Raw genomic sequence first — 24,785 nt, forward strand, 5'->3', positions numbered from 1 at the left:
TGAGTGTTGGCTGGTGAGGTCCTTTTTGCGGTTTATTATTAGCTGATAATAGTGACAGTTAAGCCAGAGAATGCCAAAGTATTTTTCCTTAAAGAAAGCCCTTTCAAAAACGTGAATGAAAGTTTATATTAAATAGTAAACAAGCTAAATTAGGGAAATGGGTGATACCTTAATGGAAAATAAAATTGCGGGTGCATCTAGCTGGCCAAGTTATCGGTTAACCTCTACAGATGAATCGGATGGGGAGGATAAGCTGGTTGCGGAGATTACGGTGGCAGCTCAACCTGTACAAACAGTTCATCAAGCGGAATTAGAGCCATTGATGAAGAGTTATCAAGAGCTGGAGAAAAAAATAACGGATATTAGTGGTGAGATAGATAAGCTGACACCTAAAGCAGATAAGGTCGATTATGTATTGGCTAGTTGCAGTGGTATTGTTTCAGGATTAATCGATATCTTGTTTGTAGGCGCACCTAATAAAAGTAAATTGCAGAACTGGACAGATAAGCAATCCGGCGACATTGTAGTCAAATTTGCCAAGCTGAATGGCTGGGATGGTGGTCAAGATGGTGCATATCGAGAAGATCGTGCCATTGCCTTTCTGGAAGGCAAGTTTAAAGTGCCTTATGATTCAAGAGGAACTAGTGATGTTGCACAAGGAGTGACAAGACCAGAGCTACACCACTATGATTCACCCGGGCATCATCCGACAATTGTGGGGCTAGTGTTTTCCATTATTGATCAGTTTAATATGACCGTTACACTCAATTCTTCAAGCCAGCCAGGAATTCTTCAGGTACTTGATGTAAGTTCTGATCAGCAGAGTATGAAATCTAAAAATCAGTTCAGACTGCAAGGTAATAGCTTTATTGGAAAAATATTCTGTGGCTGTATGAATTGGTTTGGTCACTTGATGTCAGATTTTGCAGGAGCAAGCAATAGTGTCGGCCGTGGTGCAGGTATTCCAGGACCGATTATGTCCTTAGCAGGTGACATTAATGCTGTTACCGGTGCGTTAAATATTCCCCAGTCTAATATTCAAAAGACTTTTTATGACATTGGAGCAAAAATGTATAAAGAAGGTTTCGATGCGCGTTTTGAGGCGGCACAAGCAATTCCGGTCGTATTCAATGAGCTTCTGACACGAACTTTTTATGCAATTCGCCGTAGTTGTTGGTATTTAAAGGAGACTAAAGAGGAACATCAAAAATTTGTTTTTAAGGATTTTTGGCAGGCTGTCAAGCCGTTTAACAATGCAACAATTAATCGAATGATATTGGTCAGTAGTGCGGTGTTTACAGCCCTCGATGTGAGTGCGGCCGCTATAAAGACAGGGGGGGTCAGGTTCGAATCTCTAGTGAACGTCAATATTGTTGGCGTTGGTCGCTTAATAATTTCAGTTGGGATGGAAATCCGTCAAGATGTGACGCGAGGTAAATTGCAACGGGAGGTCTTCATTAAACGGCAACAGTTGATGTTTACAGGCCAAGCCATCATGTGGTATAGATTGGCTGATGTCTGGGCACAAGTGCCGGCAACAGTTGCAGCATTGGAGGAAGCAGAGCTGGCAATCGGACAATCTTGGCAGAAGTCAGTAGTTATTTGGGCAGATTATGACCAACGAATCCAGCCAGAAAGACAGCAAAAAATTAAAAAACTTGATCAGGAGGCGAAACGAGAATTCCTCGATATTCTCGATTAATTATGGCAGAAAATAAACCGGTAGAAGAAAGCGTAAAGATTGAAATCAATGGTGAAACCTTTTCAACGACGGACAGTCCCAGCCGATTGGTTAATAAGTATGTTGAAACTGCTAAACTAGCTGAGGCACGTTTTAAGGAGGCAGAGGAGTCAGCTGAAAAAGCTGCAACAAGGGCTAAAGAAGCGAAAGACCAGAAAGTTGGCTTGTTCTTTGGCAAAAAGGATGCAATCGAAGGACTACAGGATGCGGTTGTAGACCAGGCTAGTTTCTCGGAAAATATCGTGGAATTAAATGGGTTACATCTGAAGATGATTCAAGAACTTGCTAAGATATCTAAGGCAACCGTTTATGTTTCAACAGTTAACTTGGCCTATGCGCGGCAAATGCAAGAAGAACTACTTAGAGAACTGAAAGATGAAGAGACTACGGATGGGGAGCGCCACGATGATGTAATCAAGAACATTAAGGACACGCTGAACGATATTACCTAAAGTATTAGTCTGATGGAGAAACAGGAGCAACAACATAAAAAGATTAAGGAACTTTATCATGAGAATGATGCTCAAGATGAAATCATTAATCGATTAGACCAAGAGAATGATGAGCAAGACTTGAAACTACAGCAACAGGCTCAGCAAGACCGCGCGCATGCTCAGAAGATTCAGGCGTTGTATCAGGAAAACGACGACCAAGATGAGGTCCTTAATCGGCTAGATACTGAGAACGACACTCAGGATGAGGTTCTCAATCGGCTGGATACTGAGAATGATGAGCAGAACTTGAAGTTACAACGGCAGGCTCAAGCAGACCGTGAACACGCTAAAAAGATTCAATCGTTATACAAGGAAAATGATGATCAGGACGAGATTATCCATCGACTAGATGAAGAAGTTGCCAAGCAAGCTAAGCTTAATCAAATTCATGATCAGAAGATTAGTGAGCTGAGTCAGACTGATCAGAAATTGAGGGTGGCACTTGAAGAACAAGGAAAGTCATTTGCCGATAGTCAGGATAAACAAGTTGCTGACTTACAGGCACACTTAAAACAACAGCAGCAGTGGTTTATCGGTGTAACGATAGTTTTAGTTATTGCGATTATTGTGAGCTTCGTTATTTAGAGGCGTTGGGTATTTCTACTTAGATACAAACGAAATTTGAAGCCCAATTGTTCCATTAAAGATGAATGCGGTTTAGGTACAAAATAAATTAATGGCTATGAAATTATTAGGGCTTTAATAAGAGCACTTATGCGAGCATGTCTGGCATAAGTGCTCTCTTTTTACAATGATATTTGTATAATACAATTTATAAGACGCATTGGTTGTATTTCACGTTCAATTCCGGCATTCTGTTAGCAGAGGTGAAGGTCGTGGAAAGAGAACAGCAGCGTCTGGATACGGGACTGGCAGCAGAGTTGAACGCGGCATTAAAAACGAAGCGAACGCAATTGGAATTACTGCAACTGCTATATGGTCAGACGCCAAGATCACAGCGTCAATGTTCATCGGTAGCGACTGAGCAAGTGGTTCGGACGGATGCGGAGTGAACTGACGATTAAGAATTGTTAGGTTTGGTAAGCTGACCTATAATGGGAGCAATCAATCAGAAGTGGGGCGATTCCTATGGTTCGACTAATTGGGGAAGGCTTGATTCTAGCGTACCTATCGTTAATGGGTGTAGTGACGCTGATCAATTGGCAGAGTTATCGTCAGTCAAATATGTTGTTACAGGCAACGGGGGTGGCCAACGTTTTCAGCATGCTAGTGGCTTGGGTCATTGTGCTGTTTTTTCGGTCAACTTTCATGTGGGTTGGGACATTACTAATGTTAGTGATTGTTGTTGCCGCCATGCTTCATGGAAAGGCGCTAACGGATTTTCACTGGTCCCATCACATTAGTCGATTAGTAATAACAACTGCTCTGATTATTTTGATGTGGGTTTAAGTGACAAGCTAGGGATGGTCCCTCCTGAAATGGGGATGCGCTCACTGAAAAATTCATGCTATCTTAGTTTCTCAACAAATTTCATGGTAGAGGTCAGTCAGAACCGGAGCGTGACCATTTCAAACTAGTCCAGGCCTAAGTTATTCCCCAGGAAATAGAGATACGACATAATGTGACGCAACCAGTCAAATGACGCGGTAAACTCGACGTAAATAGTGGCACTCCCCGCAAAATTTGGGTACAGTTAAGGTAGCAAACAAAAACGAAATGGGGTAGTGCAGATGAAGACTTGGCAAAAGTGGGTCACTGGCGCGGTGGTTGCGACCGCAGCTAGTGCGGTTGGCGTTTTAGGCGGTTCAGCGGTTGTCTACCAGGCAATCACGAAGTCCTTCTCACGGGGACGGCGGAAGTCAAAGCTCCGGGCAATTGCGGAAAATGCACCGGCGGACAACGCGTGGTATTTGCGGCAACATCCAGCTGAGTGGACCCAGACGAGCTTAGATGGTCTCATCTTACGATCAAGTTTTCTGGCCGCCGACCGGCCAACGACGAAGGTCGTCATTTTGGCGCACGGCTTAGGCCACGCCCGTGAACAAATGATTCCGTGGGCGCGGACCTTTCACGACTGGGGCTACGATGTCTTAATGCCGGATGCCCGGGCACACGGTGAAAGTGAAGGCTGTACCATTGGTTACGGCTGGCCGGACCGTATCGACTATCAGGGCTGGATTCAACAGGTCATCAATAAATGTGGTGAGGACAGTCAGATCGTTCTGCTTGGAATTTCCATGGGGGCCGCTACGGTGATGGCAACTGCTGGGGAAGAGCTTCCTAGCAACGTTAAGGCCGTGATTGCTGACTCTGGGTATGCCTCCGTTATGGCCGAGGCCCGGTTCCGTCTGCACCACAAATACCACGTGCCGGCAACCCCAACGCTGCCCATCGCCGATCAGTATTCCCGTTTGGCCGGTTACCGACTAGCAGACGGCGATATTGCCGCGCAGTTGCGGAAGACCCGTTTGCCATTGCTCCTGATCCAAGGCGCCAACGACGAAACGGTGCCAGTCACCAATCTCAACATTCTCTATCAGGCGGCGGCTGGTCCCAAGCAGAAGTATCGCGATCCAGTTGCCGGTCACATTGAGACGCGCAAGCTAGACCCCGAACGTTACGATCGGATGGTCGCAGACTTCTTGAAGCCTTACATGGCGGACTAGGTTGTTGCCGACAGATTACGAACCTCGAACTTAAACGAATTGAAAGATTTGCCTAAAAGGTAAGGGCCCCACACCGGGCTCTCGCTTTTTTCGTCTGGCTGGATTTAGGGCTTGTTGACAAGCTTTCAATTTCTGGTAGAATACTAAATGGTAATCATTATCATTTACATAAAAGGTGGAAGAACATGCGGAAATGGTCACGAGTTTTAACGCTAATCATGAGTTTAGCGGCAATTTTAATACTGGCTGGATGTCAGACAACGACACCGAAAAAGTCCGGTAAAATTAATGTGGTCGCCACGCTAGACTTTTATGGTGAAGCGGCGCGGACCATTTTAGGTCAACAGGGGACGGTGACCACGGTCATCAATAGTCCCAGTATCGACGCCGAGAGCTACGAGCCAGATGTCAAGACGGCCAAACAGGTGGCCACGGCCGATGTCGTGATTGAAAACGGCTTGGGCTATGACAGTTGGATGGACCGTGTTGTTCAAGCCAACCAGGACTCTGGTACCAAGACACTCAACATTGGCAAGCTGATGGGCAAGCAGACGGGGGACAATCCCCATCTGTGGTCGGACCCGAACGTCATGATCAAAGTCACCCGCCACTTAGTGACCCAATTCAGCAAGATTGACCCCGCCCACGCTAAGGCTTATCGTCAGCGGGGGGCGGCCTATGAAAAGCAATTGACAGCCTTGCCACGGTTGGCCAAGCAGCTGGCAAAGAATGGACGTGGCCAACGGGTAGCTGTCAGTGAGCCGGTCTTTGATCTGGCCCTGACGGCGATGGGCTACCGCATCAGTGACGGGCACTTTGCCCAGTCCATTGAAGAGGATAGCGACCCAACACCGGCCGATATCACCCAATTACAGTCCCAACTGAAGCATCATCGCGTGGCCTTTTTCGTGGAGAACACGCAGAATACCAGCAAAAACGTGACGAATATGGTCCGTTTGGCCAAGAAATACGGCATTCCCGTCGTCAAGGTGACCGAGACCATGCCGGCCGACCAAGACTATCAGACGTGGATGATGAAGCAGTATGAACAAGTCCAACGGATTCAGCAGAAGGAGAAGTAACTATGACGGCAGCACCCATTTTAAAATTGGAACATCTCGGGGTCACCTTCCCGAATCATCCAGTCTTTAGCGACCTCAACCTGACGATTCGGCAGGGCGAATTCTGGAGTATCGTCGGCAAAAACGGGGTCGGGAAGACAACATTGATGCGGACGGTCCTGCATCAGTTGCGGCCGACCCACGGGCAGGTCGCTTACTTACCCGCCGCCAATGATGTCAAAATTGGCTACGTGCCGCAATTTCGAAACATCGACGCAGACTATCCATTAACGATGCGTGACTTTGTCGGATTAAATCTGACCGGCTGGAAATGGCCGTGGCTATCGCGCAAGGAACGGGAAAAGGTCCAGACGATTCTGAAACGGACTGGACTGGAAGCTATTGCCAATCGACCAATCGGACAGGCATCCGGTGGGGAAAAGCAAAAGGCCTACCTCGCCCAGGCGTTGGTGGAAGCACCGAACCTGTTGATCCTCGATGAATCGACGGCTAGCCTAGACCCCGTGACCAAGACGGAACTCTTGGACCTCGTCATCGAGCTCAACAAGTCGCTACATCTGACCGTTTTGTTTGTGACGCATGACATTCCGATGGCCCGTAAATACAGTTCGCAATACTTGATGTTGACGCCAAATGGCGCAGAGCAGGGGCCCATCAGCGGTCTCACGCAGGAAAAGGTTTGGGAGGGCGAAAATGTTTAGTTATGAATTTATGCGCAACGCCTTCGCGGCCGGGACCATCATTGCCATCATCTGTGGCATCATGGGCGTCTTTGTGATTGCCAGAAACATGTCCTTCTTGACGCATACACTGTCTGAAATTGGGTTCTCCGGTGCGGCCTTTGGGGTCTTTGCTGGGTGGGCACCGTTGAACGGAATGCTCCTGTTCACGGTCGTTAGTTCGGTCATCGTGGGCCAGTTGAGTGCCCGCAGTGAACGTCGGGAAGCGGCCACCAGCGCCATTTCCGCCCTCTTTATTGGGATGGGAATTCTGTTCCTATCGTTGGCCAACAAGAATGCGAGCTACGCCACCAGCATTCTGTTCGGGAGCGTCATCGGTATCAGTGCCGGCGACGTTCAGCAGATGTTGTGGCTGTCCTTGCTGGTGTTACTGGTCGTGTTCGTGATCTATCGGTTTTTGAAATTCGACTCGTTCGACCACACCGGGGCGCGGGTCAAGGGGCTATGGACGAACACGTTGTCTGTAACCTTCCTGGTCTTGCTGGCGCTGAGTGTGAGTGTTGCCGCGCAAATCGTGGGATCGCTATTGATCTTTATCCTCTTAACATTGCCCGCAGCAACGGCGAAATACTTTGCCCATACGGTCGGTGGCATGATGGTCTTGGCTATCGCACTGGCTTTGATCGGGGTTTGGAGCGGGTTGACGCTGAGCTACGTGACGAACTATCCGGTCTCCTTCTTCATCGCGGCCATTGAAGCCATCTTCTACTTCATCGCCCTCGGCTGGCAGAAACTCCAAACGGCTGAATAGTTTTGGCGATAGGCAACGTGGATGAGACTTTCGCCTTGCCGGCCGGCAGATATGGGCTGGAACGGGGCGAACGCAACTTGAAGCCTCGTAAGTGCCGAGTCTTCAAGGTTGGTTTTCTGCGAAGCCGGCCAAGGACGCCGACTAAGCAGAGCGACGCGCCTGAGCCCATATCTGCCGGCCTCTCGGCTTACATAGTAAGTCTATGGCAGCTGTGATATTTGCTGGCAGGGTTGCTAAACGTTTAGCATTGTTTAGTTGCTGCTCAGGGCTTGCCAGGCGTAATCACGTAGTCCAACCAACTTAAAAATAATCTAATAAATCCCGACTCGAAGTCCAACTTGTGAGCTGGGATTTTTCTATGCATCGAAATCCTTCGTTCACGACCGTTCGGGATTCGCGTTTACACGGTTTGGATGGAAAATTGAAAGCAGTGTCGGGACAATCAGCGAATGTTGGTTTTCGATGGTCATTACTTGAAGTGACGTGACAGACCGGAGTAAAGTTGGATTGAACCATGAAGGATGGGGTCGCTGGTGTGAGGTGGAACCGCCACAGTCGGCCAAGTTGGCAAGCGTTTCTAGCCGCTGGCGGGGTGCCAAGTCCCTCACATTCCCAAAATTGTAATAAACCTTGGTGATAGCCGGTGTGAACCGGTTTTATCCGCTTCCAGAAAATCAAGTTCCGTAAGATTTTCCATTTCTCACGAAAATATCACGAAAAACCCGAACATTTATGCTAAAATTGGCTTTACAATTAACTCTAAAGAAATAGTTGAGGTGAAGAAGTTGAAAGTCAGAAGAAGTGACCGGTTAGTGGACATGACCCGGTATTTATTGGAACGGCCGCATCAATTGGTGTCATTGACCTTTTTTGCAGCTAGATATGAATCGGCCAAGTCTTCGATCAGTGAAGATTTGACCATCTTGAAGCGGACCTTCCAAGCTCGGGGGACCGGTCTTCTGGAGACGGTTCCTGGTGCTGCTGGCGGTGCACGCTTCATTCCGTACATTTTACGTGAAGAAGCCGAACAATTCGTCAGTGAAATGATTTCAGAATTATCTGAAGCCGACCGTTACCTCCCAGGGGGCTACGTGTACATGTCAGATATTCTTGGCCGACCAGCTGCTTTGCGGCAAATCGGGCGGATTCTGGCCACCCAGTATCTGAACCAAAACGTCGACGTGGTCGTGACCGTGGCAACCAAGGGAATTCCGTTGGCCCAAAGCGTGGCAAACTACCTAAACGTTCCGTTTGTCATCGTGCGGCATGATTCACAGATCACCGAAGGCTCGACCGTGAGTGTGAACTACGTTTCCGGCTCAACCAAGCGTATTGAACGCATGGCCCTGTCGAAACGTAGTGTAAAGCCAAATTCACGGGTCCTGATCGTTGATGATTACATGAAGGGCGGCGGGACCGTTGGTGGTCTGCGCTCATTAGTCGACGAGTTTGATTCACAATTGGCTGGTGTGGCCGTGTTCGCTGAAGGCGATTTTGCTGGTCAACGGACCGTTAGCAAGTACACGTCGCTACTGAAGATTCAGACGGCGGACGAACAGATTCGTGTGACACCGGGGAACTACCTCACGCAGATCTTTGGTGACGAAACTAAATAAAGCTAGGAGTATATTTGGAAATGACGACTAGAAATACCATTATCCTCGCAGCCGGCAAGGGCACCCGGATGAAGTCAAAATTGTACAAAGTGTTGCATCAGGTTTGTGGCAAGGCCATGGTTGACCACGTGTTGACCCAGGTTGAGCAAACCAATATGGATAAAATCGTGACGGTCGTAGGCTACGGTGCCGACGACGTGAAGACCACGCTCGGTGACCGGACGCAATACGCCCTGCAAGCCAAGCAACTGGGGACGGGCCATGCCGTTTTACAGACGGAACCCATCTTAAAGGACGAACAGGGAACGACTTTAATCGTTAGCGGGGACACACCATTGTTCCGCGCCGAAACGTTTGAAAACCTCTTTGCCTATCACGAAGCCAAGCACGCCGCAGCAACGATCTTAACCTCGATTGCCCCGGACCCAACCGGCTACGGTCGCATCGTCCGCAACAACATCGGGATCGTTGAAAAGATCGTTGAACAAAAGGACGCGAGCTCCGAAGAACAAGAAATTCATGAAATCAATACCGGGGTTTACGTTTTCGACAACCAGAAGTTGTTCAAGGCCCTTCACGAAACGTCCAATGACAACGCGCAAGGTGAATACTATCTGACCGACGTGATTGAAATCTTGAAGCACCAAGGGGACATCGTGGCGGCTTACCAAATGGCCAATTTCGACGAATCCATGGGGGTCAATGACCGGGTAGCCTTATCCGCTGCCACGAAGATCATGCGTGAGCGGATCAACCGGCAGCACATGCAAGACGGGGTCACGCTGATCGACCCTGAGACGACGTACATCGACGCCGGCGTCAAGATCGGTGCTGACACCATCATCGAACCTGGCGTTCTGCTAAAGGGCGACACGGTCATCGGTGACGACTGCTACATCGGCGCGCACTCCGAATTACGGAACGCCAAGCTGGCCGACCACGTGACCGTCACGTCTTCTCTGTTGGAAGACTCCGATATGGCCGCTGGTAGCAACATTGGGCCTAACAGCCATTTGCGTCCGGAATCACACATTGGGCCTAAAGTGCACCTCGGTAACTTTGTCGAAGTGAAGAAGGCTACGATTGGTGAGGGCACAAAGGTTGGCCACCTGACCTACGTTGGTAATGCCAAGCTAGGCAAGAACATCAACGTTGGTTGTGGGGTCGTCTTCGTCAACTACGACGGCAAGAACAAGCATGAGACGGTCGTGGGCGACGATGCCTTTATCGGTTCGAACTCAAACTTAGTCGCACCATTGGATGTGGCTGACCACAGTTTTATCGCGGCAGGGTCGACGATTACCGACGCTGTTAATAAATATGACATGGCAATTGCCCGGCAACGGCAAACCAACAAGCCTAATTACTATCAGAAACTACCATATCGTGGTGAAGATTAAGCTGAAGGTCTTGTGTTTCCGGACCCGATAGCATAAAATTATTGTAGTAAATTCAGGCAGACTAGTTGCTATTGGAGGAAATTATGGCTACGCAATATTTTGACCCTAAATTAAAGATTTTTGCGTTAAACTCCAACAAACCGTTGGCGCAAAAGATTGCTGACGAGGTTGGTGTCGAATTAGGGAAAACTTCGGTGGACCGTTTTAGTGACGGCGAAATCCGGATCAACATTGAACAAAGTGTCCGGGGCAGTCACGTCTATGTGATTCAGTCGACTTCAGCACCCGTCAACGATAACTTGATGGAACTGCTGATCATGATCGATGCTTTACGGCGGGCAAGTGCGGCTACCATTAACGTGGTCATTCCGTACTACGGTTACGCGCGTCAAGATCGTAAAGCTCGGTCACGGGAACCCATTACGGCTAAATTAGTCGCAAACATGCTCCAAACGGCCGGTGTCACGCGGGTCGTGGCGTTGGACTTGCATGCTGCGCAGATTCAAGGATTCTTCGACGTACCGGTCGACCATTTGATGGGCGCACCGTTACTGGCGGACTACTTCTTAAGCAACGGCTTGGCCGAAGACGCGGTCGTCGTCTCACCTGACCATGGTGGTGTGACGCGGGCACGGGCATTGGCCGAGTTCCTCAAGGCCCCAATTGCCATCATCGACAAGCGGCGGCCACGGGCGAACGTGGCGGAAATCATGAACATCATCGGGGATGTCAAGGGCAAACGTTGCATCATGATCGATGATATGATTGATACTGCTGGGACGATTACCTTGGGTTCCAAGGCTTTGATGGAAGCCGGCGCCAAGGAAGTCTACGCTAGCTGTACCCACCCAGTTCTGTCCGGTCCCGCGATTGAACGAATCAAGAATTCCCCAATTAAGAAATTAGTTGTGACGGATTCAATTCAATTAACGGCCGACAAGCAAATTGATAAGATCGAACAAATTTCGGTTGGTCCGCTGATTGGTCAAGCCATCAAGCGAATCAACGAAAACCGGCCAGTTAGCCCATTGTTCAAGAACCGTTTCCGGAGTCATGAACAATAAAAATGACAAAAAACTTGAGTAGCGCTTTGCGTTGGCTCAAGTTTTTTATTACTCTAATTGCGAAGAAAAGTTAGGATGAACTGGTTGCGCTGTGGCCGTCAGAAATTTCGGCGGCTGTGAGAAGCGTTGAAATATCCTACCGATGTCGTATAATTGGTTAATTAATCCGACTATTTATGCGATTGTGGTTAATGAGTAGATGGTCAATGTTGCTACCGAGAAAGTAGCTGACTATTGCTGTATAGTAGGTTATTGGCGATTAAAGTCTGTATAGATATAGCATGAGTAGAGCCAAGTGTAATAGTCGAATTTTTTCTTAGTAAGTATTAGGAGTGATTGGATGAATAGTTGGCAAAGATGGGCGACGGGAACCGTAGCAGCGGGATTACTGGTGGCTTTGGTGATGAAGTTGCTGGGACAGCCGCTGATGGTGATCGGCAATATTCTATTTTTAGTCGGTCTGGCCCTCATCGTGTTTGGCGCCATCTGTGTTCTGTTAAAGGGACATTTATTTACGGGGTGGCGACACCTCTTCCGGCGGCACAACCGAGCAGACAAGGAAGACCTTATGCCAGGTGAAAAGGTCGAGGTCCATCACGTGGCGAGTGCCAAAAACGCTCCGATCGTGGTTAATGCACCAGCTCGATTTGGATTGATTTCTGGGGCGTGCTACCTGATTTTTGGAATCGTGTTTACGCTTTAAAATTGAATTGAGGATATTTTCCGCTGGTGAAGTGGAGAGTATCCTTTTTTTGTTAAGTGGCTTAACCAGAATGGACCGTAAAACGATTGTGGAGAGAGTTGCTGTTTTTCGAGGAGCAAGTCCTGTAAGCTGGTTGAAGAAAAGGGGCTGATCAAGGTGCGCGAACAAGTAGAGTTTGAACCAAGCCGTCCAGTTGCGCCCGGAGAAAGTATCGTCGATGCACTTCAGTATTTAGAAATGTCACCGGAAATTCTGGCGCAAGAGACTCATGAACCAGTTGATTATGTGCAGGCTGTGCTAAAAGGGAAGGCGCCCATTACTCTTCAGTTTGCGCAACGATTAGAACCGATTTTGAAAGTCCCAGCTGATTTTTGGCTGCGTTATGATAAGCAGTATCGGAGGCTGCAACAGGAAGCAGTCGAATGATTCAAGCAGTAATCTGAAAAAAATCCAATCTAAAAACGCCTCCTCAAATTTGCCTTGAGAAGACGTTTTTTTAGATTACTGTTCAAAATTTTTTTAACTGAAATTTCGTAGCGCACTCATCTTTCGCAATCAGCTAGCTATTTCAGCGCATACTTCCGAATAGCCGCGGCCACACCATCTTCAGCGTTAGTCAATGTCACGGCCTGGGCCGCTTCCTTGACCTCGTCGATGGCATTGCCCATGGCAACCCCGAGGCCGGCGTATTTGATCATGGTCAAATCATTGCCTTGATCGCCCAACGTCATGACCTCATCGGCCGTAATGCCGAGTTGAGCCGCCAATTCGCCGAGGGTCCCACCCTTGCTGGCATGGCTGTTCATGACCTCGATGAAGTACGGCGCACTCTGCACGACGCTGAACCGTTGCTTGAAACTTTCGGGCATGTTGTCTTTGACGCGAGTAATGACTTCCGGGTCGTCGACGAACATGGCCTTGGAAATGGTCAGGTCGCGCGAAGTTTCGCCAACTTCGCGGTACCGAATCAACATCCGCACTAGGTAACTTTCGGCAATCGTGTAGGCGCTGATGTTTTTGTTGGCCGTGTAGATGTAGTCCGGCGTTTCAATTTGAAAGTGGGATTGCAGCTTCCGGGACAGGGCTTCCAGGTCGATGAAGTCGTCGTAGGTCAACGAATGGTTGGTCAGCACTTTACCGGCCACCGTCTGGGCGACCGAGCCGTTGAACGTGATGGCGTACTGGTCGTCGCCGGCGATGTCCATGGCATCCAGATAAGGCTGCACGCCGGTCAAGGGGCGGCCGGTACACAGCACGACCTTGATCCCCTGGGCGCTGGCCGCTTTGACGGCTGCAATCGTGGCCGGAGCGAGTTCGTTCTTTTCGTTGAGTAGCGTGCCATCGATGTCGATTGCAATCAGTTTGATCGTCATGAAATTAGTTCTCCTTTGGGTGAATGAGTTGGTTGTTTTGAATATAATGGCCGAAGTCGTCGTAAATGGGCTGGAAAATCTCGGGGGCATCATTGCCCGGATTCAACATTTCCTTGGGGAAGAAGAAGCGTTGGTCGCCGGTGAACTTCCCACGAATGGCGTTGACCAGGTCGGAGACGGTCGAGAGTTCCTGCAGGGTGCCATCCGGTTCTTGCAGTTCGATCTGCGTCAACGGGTGGGTGACCTTGGGGTCGTAAGCATCGTCGTACGGCAGGTCGTAGCTGTTATCGGTCGCCGTATAGTAGTCGGTGTTGAAGCCCACGGAACGAATCATGTCCTGCAACTGGGGCAACAGCGCGGCCGTGTCTTCGGTAACCACGGCACTCTTCAGCGGCTTACGGTCCAAGAAACGGTGCGCCATGTCGGCCAAAATGTCATCCGGTGACTGGCGCCAGTGGATGAAGTAGGTGGTCAACACGCCATCGTCCAAGTTCAGGTAGTCTTGCAGGTTGAACTCGTGGTTGAAGAAGGGCAGTAGCAAATGGGGGATGAAGCTTTCATCGCTTTGTCCCGTTTGGTAGAGCTCGTTGGCCCGGCCGAGCAGATGGTCCAAAATGACCTCCATGGAACGCGATACCGGGTGAAAATAAACTTGTTGGTACATTTGAAAGCGGCTGACGATGTAGTCTTCGACCGCGTGCATCCCGTTCATGGCAAAGGCGATGCCGTCCTTGTAGGGCCGCATCACCCGCAGAATCCGGGTCAGGTCGAATGTTCCGTACTGGGTGCCAGTGTAGTAGGCATCACGCAGCAGGTAATCCATCCGGTCGGCGTCAATCTGACTGGAGATCATCTGGACGACTTGCGGATTCGGGTAGGTCTTTTGGATCACGCTGGCCACCTCGGCAGGGAAGGTCGCGCTGACCCGCCGTAGCACCTGGTTAACTTCGGTTTCCGGTGACGTCAAAATTTCGGCCGTGATGGCTTCGTGATCAGTGTGGAAAATGTGTTCAAACGTGTGGGAGTAAGGGCCGTGGCCGATGTCGTGAAGTAAGGCCGCACACAACGCCGTTAAACGTTCGTGGTCATCCCAACCGCCATCGCCCGGCACCTTCGTCGGGTAATTGCGTTGAAAGTTGTCGCAGATCTGCCGCGTAATTTCATAAACACCCAGCGAGTGGGTGAAACGCGAATGTTCGGCCCCGTGGAAAATCAAAGAGGCGGTTCCCAGCTGCTTGATGCGCCGGAGCCGTTGGAATTCCCGGGTGTTGATCAGGTCTAAAATAATCTGGTGTTGCACGTAAATATAGTTGTGCACGGGATCCCGAAAGACTTTCTCCCGGGGCAAACGTGCTTGGGCGTAGTTCACAGTGATTCCTCCTCGTAGGTTAGTCTAATCGCGGTTGTCGACGGGCCATCTGAGCGGTGGCATGGTCGAGCGCCGTGGTGAATGTGGGGGCGGCCATTAAAGTCGCTAATTTTTCGCGTTCAACGCTGAGACCGGCCGTTTGGCAGGCGTTGATGAAGCGGCTCTGCGCATCGGCCACGGTCACGTCTTGCTGGAGCAGGGCGGCCGTCGTGGTCATGACGGCGGGGTCAACGTCTGGAAAATCCCAGTCGTTGGTGTGGTCGCCTAAGCCCGCCTGGTAGAAATCACGCACGATTTCGCCACGGGCAATCTGATTACCGGATACGCCGAGGTAGAGCATGGTTACCAGCGCGTGGGGACTCCGCCGCTGCGCGATACCGGCGATCTTGAGGCCGTTAACGCTGAGGTCATAGTCGCCGGGGCAGTAAGAACGCGTGATTTCGTAGTGTTCGAGTGCCAGTTCCGGCCAAGCGGCGGCCACCAGCTGCATCATTTGCTCGTAAGCCGCGTCAACGCTAATGGGTGGCGTGGTCAGTGGCATAAATAGGGAAACGTTGAGCACGCCACCATCGCTGACAACGGCCAAGCCGCCGGAATTGCGGAGTACGGTATCGTAGCCGTGGCCCTGAACGGCTCTAATCGCCGCTTTAAGGTCCGGTAGGCGTTTGTCCTTCAGTCCCATGATAACGGTCGGCTGCATGGTCCAGAAGTGCAGAATGGGCTGCTGAAGGGTCGGTACGAGGTCGAGCAGGGCATTGGTATACCCGAACGCTTGGTTTTTCTGGGTGGCCGGAATGGGCGTGGTCACGGTTTGAATGGTTTTAGTCGGTAAAGCAAAGGGGCCCATAGTCCCACCTTCCTTTTTGTTTAGGTTTGAGTCGTCACAGGCTGACAGAGACTCCACCCGGTGAGGCAGACCTGGAGCCGAAGAGCGGTCTCCAGGGCGCCTTTGAGCCTAAAGAGCAAGTCTCAAAGGTCGGCCACTCCTCTAAGGCTGAGAAGGTCGCTCAACCTAAGAGGACCGACACGGGGTTACGTCCCTGTCAGCCTGTGACTACAATTACGTGGTCATCGGGTAGAACTTTGATTGACAATGGTTATATGTCAATGTTGTGGCCAAACGGAATAGTATAAGACTAGATTTATCGCTTAGTGTTTTGCTCTTCGTAGACATGCTTCAACGTCTTATTATACTAGAAAACGCTTGCCACGTCATTGTTGGGACGGTGTGTGGCCCGCATGCCGCTATATCAAACTTTTTCGTCATAGAGGTGTGGTTGTCATCGACTATAACTCATTACTTTACTTTTTGGTCTATTTTACGTTTATTCTTTATTCTAGAGGCGATGTGGTCTTTAAGCACAGGTAATTTAGGGAATAACACCTAGCAGGCCATAATACACATTTGAGGGAGACCGTCTTTTGGTAATTGGAGAGCCACCATGTCAGTCGAAGGCCAGCGGGTACAGAACCCCGTGTCGGTCCTCTTAGGTCGGATGGTCTTTCCGGCCTTAGAGGAGTGGCCAATCTTTGAGACTCGGGTTTGGAGGCTCAAAGTTGCCCTGGAGACCGCTCTTTGGCTCCAGGTCTGCCTCACCGGGTGGCGTACCCGCTGGCCGAAGACGAAATAGCGGGAATCCAATTACACAATATGGTAGGTTTTCCGCGGGAAATGAACTATAATTAACCCAGACAATTCGCGGAAAGGAAGGGTGTAAATGGATCGATTATCTACGGGGGTGCCCGTTATGATTCATCTGGAGACGCATATCAAGCAAGACGAAGACGTTTCCGATTACCGCTTGGATGTGGATGGTCAGCTGGTCCAGATGGGCAGCAACCTCTATCTGCGGTATTTGGAACCAAATAAGGAGACGGGTGAACAGACACCGGTGACCATGAAATTCACGCCGGATGGTGAGGTCCACCTGACTAGAAAAGCCGAGGCCGAATTGCGGCTCCACTTTGTGAGCGGCAAGCGGGTCACGGCGCGCTACAACACCCCTTATGGCATTATGCCAATTGAAACGGTAACGCCGTATTTGGAAACCAGTTTTCAGGAGAAGCCGTTTAGTGGCAACGTTAAAATTGACTATCTCCTTTATGCCAATGACGATTTAGTCGGGAACTACAAGATTAGATTGCAATTTACGGCATAAACGAGTATCATATTTCGTAGACTGTGGAAAGGACGTGCACCAGTTTGGAATTAAAAGTCTTTGAGGGCCAGAATAAAAAGGAATTATCAATGATCGAAGTTGCTCACGCCATTTTGTCTCAACACGGCGACGTGATGGGGTTTGCCGACTTAGCCAACGCCGTCCAATCGTATTTGGGCGACAGCGACGAAGAGATTCGTGACCGGCTGTCCCAATTCTATACGGATTTAAATGTCGATGGTAGTTTCATTTCTCTGGGTGATAACCTTTGGGGACTGCGAACTTGGTATCCGTTTGAATCCATCGATGAAGCGACGGTTCACGCTGAGGAAGACGAGGATCAACCTAAGCGTAAGAAGCGTAAGAAGGTTAACGCCTTCTTGGCCGACACGACCGACGACGATGACGTGATCGATTACGACGATGACGATCCAGAAGACGACGACACCAGCTACGCAGCTGATGACGACGATGACGACGATGGTACTGGTTCAACGACCCCTGATTTGGGCAAGTTGCAGACCGGTTTAGGCATCGACGACGATGATGAAGAAGACGATTCGGAAGATATTCCGGACGGTATCGAAGACCAGCTTTCCCAAATGGAAACGCCGGACGACGATGAAGATGACAATCTTGACTTCTCAGCCGACGATGACGAATCTGACGATGATGAAGAAGAGGACGACGAGCAACAAAAATAAATGTCGTCGTTCGCTTGACCTCCTCCCGAAAAGCAGGTATTATGTTTTTTGGGCTCCCTGCTACTTGTAGCAAGGACAACTGGACGGTAAAGCTCCCTATTCGCAATGGATAGGGAGCTTTTTTTATAATTTTTTCCGACCCTAAATAATCTTACGAGGAGTTTGCACATGACCAAATATATTTTTGTCACTGGCGGCGTGGTTTCATCACTAGGTAAGGGGATTGTGGCCGCTTCTTTAGGACGACTATTGAAGAACCGTGGTCTAAACGTAACCATTCAAAAATTTGATCCGTACATCAACGTGGATCCCGGCACGATGAATCCTTATCAACATGGGGAAGTCTTCGTAACCGACGATGGTACCGAAACGGACCTGGACTTGGGTCACTATGAACGGTTTATTGACAACAATTTGAATAAATATTCGAACGTCACGACTGGTAAGATTTACTCTGAAGTTTTGGAAAAGGAACGCCGTGGGGACTACTTGGGTGCCACGGTTCAGGTTATTCCGCACATCACCGGAATGATCAAGGAAAAGATTATGCGGGCCGGCAAGACACTTGGCGCCGACTTTGTGATTACCGAAATTGGGGGGACCGTTGGGGATATCGAATCCCAACCTTTCTTGGAAGCCATTCGGCAAATGAAGTCGGAAGTTGGCGACGAAAACGTGGTCTACATCCACACCACGCTGGTACCAACGCTGCACGCGGCTCACGAAATGAAGACGAAACCTACGCAACACTCTGTGCGTGAACTCCGGAGTATCGGGATTCAACCAAACATCTTGGTCGTGCGGACGGAAAACCCAATCACCGACGAAATGCGGCAAAAGATTGCGTTGTTCTGTGACGTTAAGCCGGAAGCCGTGATTGAATCGATGGATGTGTCCACGATTTACTCGATTCCGCTACGTTTGCAAGACCAAGGCTTAGACCAAATCGTCTTGGACCACTTCAAGGTCGACGCACCGAAGTCGGACATGAAGCAGTGGGCAGCCATGGTCGATCACATGCAGAACTTAACGCGGACCATCAAGATTGCCTTGGTCGGGAAATACGTGGCCTTACACGATGCCTACATTTCCGTGGCCGAAGCCTTACAACACGCCGGTTACCCGGTTGATGCTAACATCGACTTGAACATGATCGACGCCGAAAAGATTACCAACGACAACGTTCAGGACATCCTGGGCGATGCCGATGGGATCATCGTTCCTGGTGGGTTTGGTGACCGTGGTATCGAAGGCATGATCACTGCCATCAAGTACGCGCGGGAGGAAGACGTGCCATTCTTGGGAATTTGCCTGGGGATGCAGGTGGCCAGCATTGAATTTGCCCGCGACGTCTTAGGTTACAAGGACGCCAACTCAACGGAAATGAATCCGAGCACCACGCACAAGATCATTGACCTGATGGCCGACCAAGCCGACGTGCACGAGATGGGCGGGACCCAACGGTTGGGCCTGTACCCTTGCAAGTTGAAGCCAGGTAGCAAGGCCGCTGCTGCTTACGACAACCAGAAAATGGTTGAAGAACGGCACCGTCACCGCTACGAATTCAATAACCAGTACCGTGCCGAAATGGCCGCTAAGGGACTGGTCTTCTCCGGAACGTCACCTGACGACCACTTGGTAGAAGTGATTGAGTTGCCAAAGAAGAAGTTCTTCGTGGCTGCCCAATATCACCCAGAATTCCTCTCGCGGCCAAACCGGCCAGAGGGCTTGTTCCGCGACTTTGTGGCTGCGGCTAGCAAGGAAGTTAAGGATTAAATTTGTATTGAAAGGACTACTCGACTGGGGTGGTCCTTTTTTATTGACTAAAAGCTGATTTAGTTTTATAGTGTATGTACACGGAAAGAAGATGACTAATTTGGCACATCACTTTTACGAGACCTGCGCTTACTTTACGGCTGCACGTTACATGCGGACCGCTGAAACGGTCGCTAACAGATTCTTTAAGCCTACCGGGATGCGACCAGCCTATTCATATCTGATGATGGCTTTAGAAGATCAGCACCCGCAAACCATCAGTGCGCTTGCTGAACGGCTGGGATACGAACGGTCTTCAATCTACCGAATGACGCAAAAGTTAGAGCAAAAAGGCGATATCAAAATGTATCTTGAAGGAAAATCGGCAACTATCGATCTACTACCGGCTAGTGCGACTTTTCTAAAGACGGCCAATCAGTGTCTGGAAGATTGGGGAGAGTTTACCACGGAGCGACTTGGTCCGGATAAACGACCGATGACGACTTTGTTAACCACGAATGATGAAAAATTAAGGAGATAATGACGATGACTAGTTTTCACACAATGAAGTTAGACCAATTGAATATCTTTTATCGGGAGGCAGGGGACCCACAGAAGCCAACGATGATTTTATTCCATGGCTTCCCCTCCGCAAGTCACATGTTTAGGAATCTAATGCCACTGCTGGAGAATAACTTTCATCTGATTGCGCCAGACTATCCCGGCTTTGGCCAATCAAGCATGCCAGATCACGAAAGTTTTAGCTATACCTTTAGCCATATCGCGGACATCATGACCGATTTTATTGACGAGCTAGGTTTAAAGAAATTCTACATGTACGTGTTCGATTACGGCGCCCCAATTGGGTTTCAGATTGCCGCTAATCATCCGGAATGGATTCAAGGAATCGTTAGTCAAAACGGAAATGTTTACCGGGAAGGCTTAGGCAAAAAGTGGGCGACGCGGCAGGATTTCTGGGATTACCCAACGCCAGAGAAACGAGACAGCTATCGGAGTGCCTTTGCTCCGGAAACGATCAAAGGTCAATACTTAACAGGAACGCCAGCAAATAGCGTTGGTCCCGATGGTTACACGCTGGACATTGCCTACACGCAAAATCCTAATTATGCTGAAAATCAACTGGATTTGATTTTTGATTATCAGAACAACATTAAGCAGTATCCGAAGTTTCAAAAGTATCTGCGAGAAAACCAACCCAAGTTATTAGCGATTTGGGGACGCAACGACCCTTCGTTTATCTTTCCCGGTGCTGAAGCATTTGCCAAAGATGATCAGAATGCCGTTATTAAATCAGTGGCTAGTGGACATTTCGCGCTTGAAAGCCACGCTGCTGAAATTGCGCAAAACATCATTGAAATTTTTGGCTAGAACAAAGCTATTAACATATAGAAGGGATGACCGACAGTGGAACCTGAAAAACAAGTCGAAGAAGCCTTGGATAAAATGAACATTAAATATCAACTCGTTCATCATCCAGTAGCGCATACCACTGAAGAAGCAGATCACTTTATTGAGGGGATTGAAGGTGTCCGGACAAAGACGATGTTTTTGACGAATAAGAAAAAGACAGCGTGCTATTTATTGGTCATGGACGATGCCCAGCGGTTGGATTTTCGTCAATTTGAGGAATTAACTGGTGCTAAACGACCCAAAATGGGACATGATGATTTGCTGGCTGAGAAGCTGGGGTTGGAACCAGGAATTGTATCGATCTTTGGTTTGTTAAATAATAAGGAGCATGACGTACAAGTTTATTTTGACAAGGCCATCTTGAGTGAGAAGCGGATGAGTTTCCATCCAAATATCAATACCAGTACGATTTTTGTTGATAGCGATGATGTCCTACGGTTTGTAGAAAATTTAGGATATGACTATCAGGTCCTTAACTTAGAAGCGTAGTGAAACTCAATAGAAGATCTTGTAAACAATCGTAATTGAGTTGAATCGCAAATTGTAAGAGATATGAAAAAAGTGTCATCATTCCTTCTGTTAGGAGTGATAACACTTTTTTGAATAATTATATTTATGTTATGGCTTGATTTTATATAGTGCCATTGGGACTTAACCAACCCCACTGAAGAACACAATCAAAGCCGGAATCTCTGACAGCCACAGTGCGGCCCCGTCTAGACTAACCTAGTCATCAATAATGCTAGCCACCGCGGCTTCAATAGCGGGAATCAGTGGACTTTGCGCATCGATACCAGTCTCGTCGAAGCGCGCCTGCCACCAACTGCGACGAATGGTCTGGACTTGGTCGACCACGGCCTCACCAGTTTTCGTGAGCGTCAGGAGTTGAGCCTTACCGCTGCCAGCTACTTTCACTAAGTAGTCGAGACTTTGGAGCTTATTGACCTCGCGGGTAGTCAGTCCCTTGTCGATGACGAGTGACTTGGCCACCTGATTTTGGTTGACCTGGGGGTACTCATGGACGGTCAGTAAAACACAGGCCGCCGTAGGGTTAAGCCCCAATTCTTTGAAGGATTCGCGGGTGTCCTTGTAGTATTTTCGGTGAAGAATCGAGATGTCTTGCGCTAAGTAACCGAGATCTTTCATTGGGAAAACTCCTTTCACAAACTTTCATGGATTTTCATGTTGACAAAACAACTTACAGCTATTATGATGAACTCATGTTGATTTGTCAACACAACTAAATCTAATTTCAAAATCAAATCTAAGAATGGGGTATTGCTAATGACAACTTCAAAAACAGGTGCACAAGCATTGATCCAAAGCATGATCAATCAGGGAATCAAGTACGTTTTTGGTATTCCTGGTGCTAAGGTTGACCAATTGTTTGAAGGCTTACAGTATAGCAAAGATCCACGCACACCAAAACTAATTGTGACTCGCCACGAACAAAACGCAGCCTTGATGGCTTCCGGAATCGGCCGGGTGACTGGTAAGCCCGGGGTCGTTGCCACGACTTCTGGTCCTGGTGTTTCCAACATGACAACCAGCTTGATCACGGCCACCGCTGAAGGGGACCCCGTTATTGCCTTGGGTGGCCAAGTCCCTCAAGACGACCTCGGCCGGTTGACCCACCAGAGTATTCCTAGTAAGGAACTGATGGATTCTGCCACCAAGTCCAGTGTGGAAGTTCAAAACGCCAATAACTTATCCGAAGCCTTTGCCAACGCTTATCAAACGGCGCAATCCGCTAAAGCCGGTGCCACCTTTATCTCCTTACCACAAAACGTGTTGAACGGTGACGTTGACCGCCCAGAAATCGGCGCGGTCCCAACGGTCAACCAGGGTGTCGCTGATGACGCCACGATTACCAGCATTGTTGACAAGATCAAGGCTGCTAAGTTGCCAGTCATCTTAGCCGGCATGCGGGCCTCCGCACCAGCTGAAACGGCTGCGATTCGGGCCTTGCTCAAGCAAGCTGATTTACCCGTTGTCGAAACGTTCCAAGGTGCCGGGGTGGTTGCTCATGACTTAGTTCGCGACTACTTTGGCCGGGTCGGCTTGTTCCGTAACCAAATCGGGGACAGCTTACTGAAGCGTAGTGACCTCGTCATCGCCGTTGGTTACGATCCCGTGGAATACGAAGCGCGGATCTGGAACACCGACCGGATCGGTGAAGTCATCAACATCGACAGCATCGTTCCTGAAATTTCGACCGATTACCAACCAGAAATGGTGGTCAAGGCCGACATCGCCAAGACGGTGACCGCCATCGCTGACAAGTTGCCAGCAGATTGGGCTTTAGCCGATGACGTCCAAAAGGAATTGAGCGAACATCGCAAAGCCTTTGATGACCAAGCGCAAGTACCTGCCGCCGATGACGCTAACGGGATTCACCCACTGGCAATCATCCAAGCGCTACAAGCAAAAGTCAACGATGACACGACTGTGGCCGTTGATGTGGGTAGTTTCTACATCTGGATGGCCCGTTACTTCCGGAGCTACCAACCCCGTCACTTGTTATTCAGTAACGGGATGCAGACATTAGGGGTCGCGCTACCTTGGGCGATTGCCGCTGAACTCGAACGGCCAGGCCAACCGGTTGTTTCCGTGGCTGGGGATGGGGGCTTCCTGTTCTCCGGACAAGACCTGGAAACGGCGGTCCGCCTACATTTGCCAATCGTTCAACTGATCTGGGATGACGGTTTCTACGACATGGTCAAGTTCCAAGAATTGGCGAAATACGGCAAGGATGCTGGGGTCAAATTCGGCCCAGTGGACTACGTGAAGTATGCCGAAAGCTTTGGTGCTAAGGGCTTACGGGTCGACCACGTTGCCGATTTGAGCAAGACCTTAGACGAAGCCTTTAAGTCAGACGGTCCCGTTGTGGTTCAGATTCCGGTTGACTACCGTGATAACCTTAAGTTGAAGTCACAATTATTAGAGGATGTCCTCAGCTAAAGGGAGTAATCGCATGAAAACAGACACACTTTATCAACATGGTACGTTAGCATTACTGGTTCCTGGCCTTTTGACCGGGACACTGACCATGAAAGAATTACTGCAACACGGCGATACTGGGATTGGGACTGGCGAAGGCCTGGATGGCGAGCTGATCATCTTAGATGGCAAGCCGTATCAGGTCAACAGTCGCGGTGAGGTCCACGTGGTCGGCGACGACTTCACATTGCCATTTGCCAACAGTCATTTTGCGGACTACCAGCCCCTGATGTCGGTCGAATCCGCCAGCAAGACGGACTTGAACCAACAGATCCTGGAGCTGAGTGGGTTACAGAACGCGTTCTTCTCGGTTAAAATGACCGGGACGTTTAGCGGCGTGAAGACCCGGGCGGTGGCTAAGTCAAGCCAACCATACAAATCACTGGCAGAAACGGCCAAGCAGCAGAGTGTCTTCACCCGTGATGAGGTAGCTGGTACGTTAATCGGTTACTACTCACCACAACTGTTTGATGGCATTGCTGTAGGTGGGTTCCACCACCATTTCTTGGCGGACGACCACACCTTCGGCGGCCACCTGCTGGACTTCGCAGCCGTGACGGGCGATGTCAGCATCCAGCTCTTCTCAACGCTGGAGCAGCACCTGCCAGTCGACAATGACGACTACCGGCAACACGATTTCGCGAAGGATAACATCAAGGAAGATGTCCACCAAGCGGAAGGTTAAATTATAATTCAAGACAAGAGTGGGACAAAAGGCGGTTAGTCAATGAGCATTAACGTCGATAGACGAATAATCCCGGTTTTGGATTGTTTGT

General features: G+C 49.4%; 27 protein-coding genes. 23 read left to right on the plus strand and 4 right to left on the minus strand.

Translation table 11 applies throughout. The annotated features are described in order from the left end of the window. The first annotated feature begins 172 nt into the window (after positions 1 to 172). The 14 genes from JUF10_RS09625 (at position 173) to JUF10_RS09690 (ending at position 12,644) form a co-directional block, all read left to right on the plus strand. Entirely contained in the window at positions 173 to 1,702 is a 1,530-nt protein-coding gene (locus JUF10_RS09625; RefSeq protein ID WP_203641965.1) for a hypothetical protein, read from the plus strand. Positions 1,703 to 1,704: 2 nt separating this feature from the next. Continuing rightward, the gene (locus JUF10_RS09630) at positions 1,705 to 2,193 is read left to right on the plus strand and encodes a hypothetical protein (protein WP_203641966.1); all 489 of its coding nucleotides are present in this window, start codon (positions 1,705 to 1,707) and stop codon (positions 2,191 to 2,193) included. Positions 2,194 to 2,205: 12 nt separating this feature from the next. Then, complete coding sequence (locus JUF10_RS09635) at positions 2,206 to 2,820, plus strand: hypothetical protein (RefSeq protein ID WP_203641967.1); 615 nt, start codon at positions 2,206 to 2,208, stop codon at positions 2,818 to 2,820. 251 nt (positions 2,821 to 3,071) lie between these two features. Beyond that, positions 3,072 to 3,248 (plus strand): hypothetical protein, encoded by a 177-nt coding sequence (locus JUF10_RS09640; protein WP_203641968.1) that lies wholly within the window; start codon positions 3,072 to 3,074, stop codon positions 3,246 to 3,248. Positions 3,249 to 3,324: 76 nt separating this feature from the next. Then, complete coding sequence (locus JUF10_RS09645; protein WP_203641969.1) at positions 3,325 to 3,645, plus strand: hypothetical protein; 321 nt, start codon at positions 3,325 to 3,327, stop codon at positions 3,643 to 3,645. 281 nt (positions 3,646 to 3,926) lie between these two features. Further along, on the plus strand, positions 3,927 to 4,862 hold the full coding sequence (locus tag JUF10_RS09650) for an alpha/beta hydrolase (RefSeq protein WP_203641970.1): 936 nt from the start codon (positions 3,927 to 3,929) through the stop codon (positions 4,860 to 4,862). Positions 4,863 to 5,047: 185 nt separating this feature from the next. After that, the gene (locus JUF10_RS09655) at positions 5,048 to 5,944 is read left to right on the plus strand and encodes a metal ABC transporter solute-binding protein, Zn/Mn family (protein WP_203641971.1); all 897 of its coding nucleotides are present in this window, start codon (positions 5,048 to 5,050) and stop codon (positions 5,942 to 5,944) included. A gap of 2 nt (positions 5,945 to 5,946) precedes the next feature. Continuing rightward, positions 5,947 to 6,645, plus strand: coding sequence for a metal ABC transporter ATP-binding protein (locus JUF10_RS09660; protein ID WP_203641972.1), 699 nt, complete (start codon positions 5,947 to 5,949; stop codon positions 6,643 to 6,645). Next, positions 6,638 to 7,435, plus strand: a complete 798-nt coding sequence (locus JUF10_RS09665; RefSeq protein ID WP_143463409.1) for a metal ABC transporter permease — start codon at positions 6,638 to 6,640, stop codon at positions 7,433 to 7,435. The genes JUF10_RS09660 and JUF10_RS09665 overlap by 8 nt, the downstream gene beginning before the upstream one ends. A 785-nt stretch (positions 7,436 to 8,220) precedes the next feature. Then, a complete protein-coding gene (gene purR / locus JUF10_RS09670) occupies positions 8,221 to 9,051 on the plus strand; it encodes a pur operon repressor (RefSeq protein WP_082153175.1) in 831 nt (276 codons plus the stop codon). 20 nt (positions 9,052 to 9,071) lie between these two features. After that, positions 9,072 to 10,451: a bifunctional UDP-N-acetylglucosamine diphosphorylase/glucosamine-1-phosphate N-acetyltransferase GlmU gene (gene glmU, locus JUF10_RS09675; protein ID WP_203641973.1), complete on the plus strand. Its 1,380-nt coding sequence runs from the start codon at positions 9,072 to 9,074 to the stop codon at positions 10,449 to 10,451. A gap of 83 nt (positions 10,452 to 10,534) precedes the next feature. Next, positions 10,535 to 11,515 carry a ribose-phosphate diphosphokinase gene (locus JUF10_RS09680; RefSeq protein WP_125686410.1) on the plus strand — a complete coding sequence of 327 codons (981 nt, stop codon included), beginning with the start codon at positions 10,535 to 10,537 and terminating at the stop codon, positions 11,513 to 11,515. Positions 11,516 to 11,855: 340 nt separating this feature from the next. After that, entirely contained in the window at positions 11,856 to 12,218 is a 363-nt protein-coding gene (locus JUF10_RS09685) for a DUF3899 domain-containing protein (protein ID WP_203641974.1), read from the plus strand. A 156-nt stretch (positions 12,219 to 12,374) separates the two neighbouring features. Then, the gene (locus JUF10_RS09690; RefSeq protein ID WP_203641975.1) at positions 12,375 to 12,644 is read left to right on the plus strand and encodes a helix-turn-helix transcriptional regulator; all 270 of its coding nucleotides are present in this window, start codon (positions 12,375 to 12,377) and stop codon (positions 12,642 to 12,644) included. Positions 12,645 to 12,781: 137 nt separating this feature from the next. On the opposite strand, the gene yidA is transcribed toward JUF10_RS09690, so the two are convergent. The 3 genes from yidA to JUF10_RS09705 are packed head-to-tail and all read right to left on the minus strand — an operon-like array spanning position 12,782 to position 15,807. Beyond that, positions 12,782 to 13,591 carry a sugar-phosphatase gene (gene yidA / locus JUF10_RS09695; RefSeq protein WP_203641976.1) on the minus strand — a complete coding sequence of 270 codons (810 nt, stop codon included), beginning with the start codon at positions 13,589 to 13,591 and terminating at the stop codon, positions 12,782 to 12,784. Positions 13,592 to 13,595: 4 nt separating this feature from the next. After that, on the minus strand, positions 13,596 to 14,960 hold the full coding sequence (locus JUF10_RS09700; RefSeq protein WP_308440213.1) for an HD domain-containing protein: 1,365 nt from the start codon (positions 14,958 to 14,960) through the stop codon (positions 13,596 to 13,598). 19 nt (positions 14,961 to 14,979) lie between these two features. After that, complete coding sequence (locus tag JUF10_RS09705) at positions 14,980 to 15,807, minus strand: lipoate--protein ligase family protein (RefSeq protein ID WP_203641977.1); 828 nt, start codon at positions 15,805 to 15,807, stop codon at positions 14,980 to 14,982. A 595-nt stretch (positions 15,808 to 16,402) separates the two neighbouring features. On the opposite strand from JUF10_RS09705, the gene JUF10_RS09710 reads away from it, so the two are divergent. The 7 genes from JUF10_RS09710 (at position 16,403) to JUF10_RS09740 (ending at position 21,498) form a co-directional block, all read left to right on the plus strand. Further along, positions 16,403 to 16,591 (plus strand): hypothetical protein, encoded by a 189-nt coding sequence (locus tag JUF10_RS09710; protein WP_203641978.1) that lies wholly within the window; start codon positions 16,403 to 16,405, stop codon positions 16,589 to 16,591. An 87-nt stretch (positions 16,592 to 16,678) separates the two neighbouring features. Next, a complete protein-coding gene (locus tag JUF10_RS09715) occupies positions 16,679 to 17,119 on the plus strand; it encodes a YwiB family protein (protein WP_203641979.1) in 441 nt (146 codons plus the stop codon). A 44-nt stretch (positions 17,120 to 17,163) separates the two neighbouring features. Further along, the gene (gene rpoE / locus JUF10_RS09720; RefSeq protein WP_203641980.1) at positions 17,164 to 17,823 is read left to right on the plus strand and encodes a DNA-directed RNA polymerase subunit delta; all 660 of its coding nucleotides are present in this window, start codon (positions 17,164 to 17,166) and stop codon (positions 17,821 to 17,823) included. A 168-nt stretch (positions 17,824 to 17,991) separates the two neighbouring features. Then, on the plus strand, positions 17,992 to 19,599 hold the full coding sequence (pyrG, locus tag JUF10_RS09725; protein WP_203641981.1) for a CTP synthase: 1,608 nt from the start codon (positions 17,992 to 17,994) through the stop codon (positions 19,597 to 19,599). Between the two features lie 100 nt (positions 19,600 to 19,699). Next, positions 19,700 to 20,119, plus strand: coding sequence for a MarR family transcriptional regulator (locus JUF10_RS09730; RefSeq protein WP_203641982.1), 420 nt, complete (start codon positions 19,700 to 19,702; stop codon positions 20,117 to 20,119). 5 nt (positions 20,120 to 20,124) lie between these two features. Next, a complete protein-coding gene (locus JUF10_RS09735) occupies positions 20,125 to 20,967 on the plus strand; it encodes an alpha/beta fold hydrolase (RefSeq protein WP_203641983.1) in 843 nt (280 codons plus the stop codon). Between the two features lie 36 nt (positions 20,968 to 21,003). Beyond that, positions 21,004 to 21,498: a prolyl-tRNA synthetase associated domain-containing protein gene (locus JUF10_RS09740; protein ID WP_203641984.1), complete on the plus strand. Its 495-nt coding sequence runs from the start codon at positions 21,004 to 21,006 to the stop codon at positions 21,496 to 21,498. Between the two features lie 237 nt (positions 21,499 to 21,735). Here JUF10_RS09740 and JUF10_RS09745 read toward each other — a convergent pair whose 3' ends face one another. After that, entirely contained in the window at positions 21,736 to 22,155 is a 420-nt protein-coding gene (locus JUF10_RS09745; protein ID WP_203641985.1) for a MarR family winged helix-turn-helix transcriptional regulator, read from the minus strand. Between the two features lie 138 nt (positions 22,156 to 22,293). Between JUF10_RS09745 and alsS the strand changes: the two genes are divergently transcribed. Both alsS and budA read left to right on the plus strand, forming a co-directional pair. Then, the gene (alsS, locus tag JUF10_RS09750) at positions 22,294 to 23,970 is read left to right on the plus strand and encodes an acetolactate synthase AlsS (RefSeq protein ID WP_203641986.1); all 1,677 of its coding nucleotides are present in this window, start codon (positions 22,294 to 22,296) and stop codon (positions 23,968 to 23,970) included. A 13-nt stretch (positions 23,971 to 23,983) separates the two neighbouring features. Next, positions 23,984 to 24,694 (plus strand): acetolactate decarboxylase, encoded by a 711-nt coding sequence (gene budA / locus JUF10_RS09755; RefSeq protein ID WP_203641987.1) that lies wholly within the window; start codon positions 23,984 to 23,986, stop codon positions 24,692 to 24,694. The last annotated feature ends 91 nt before the right edge of the window (positions 24,695 to 24,785 follow it).

Source organism: Levilactobacillus andaensis, from assembly GCF_016861695.1.
Lineage (GTDB): Bacteria > Bacillota > Bacilli > Lactobacillales > Lactobacillaceae > Levilactobacillus > Levilactobacillus andaensis.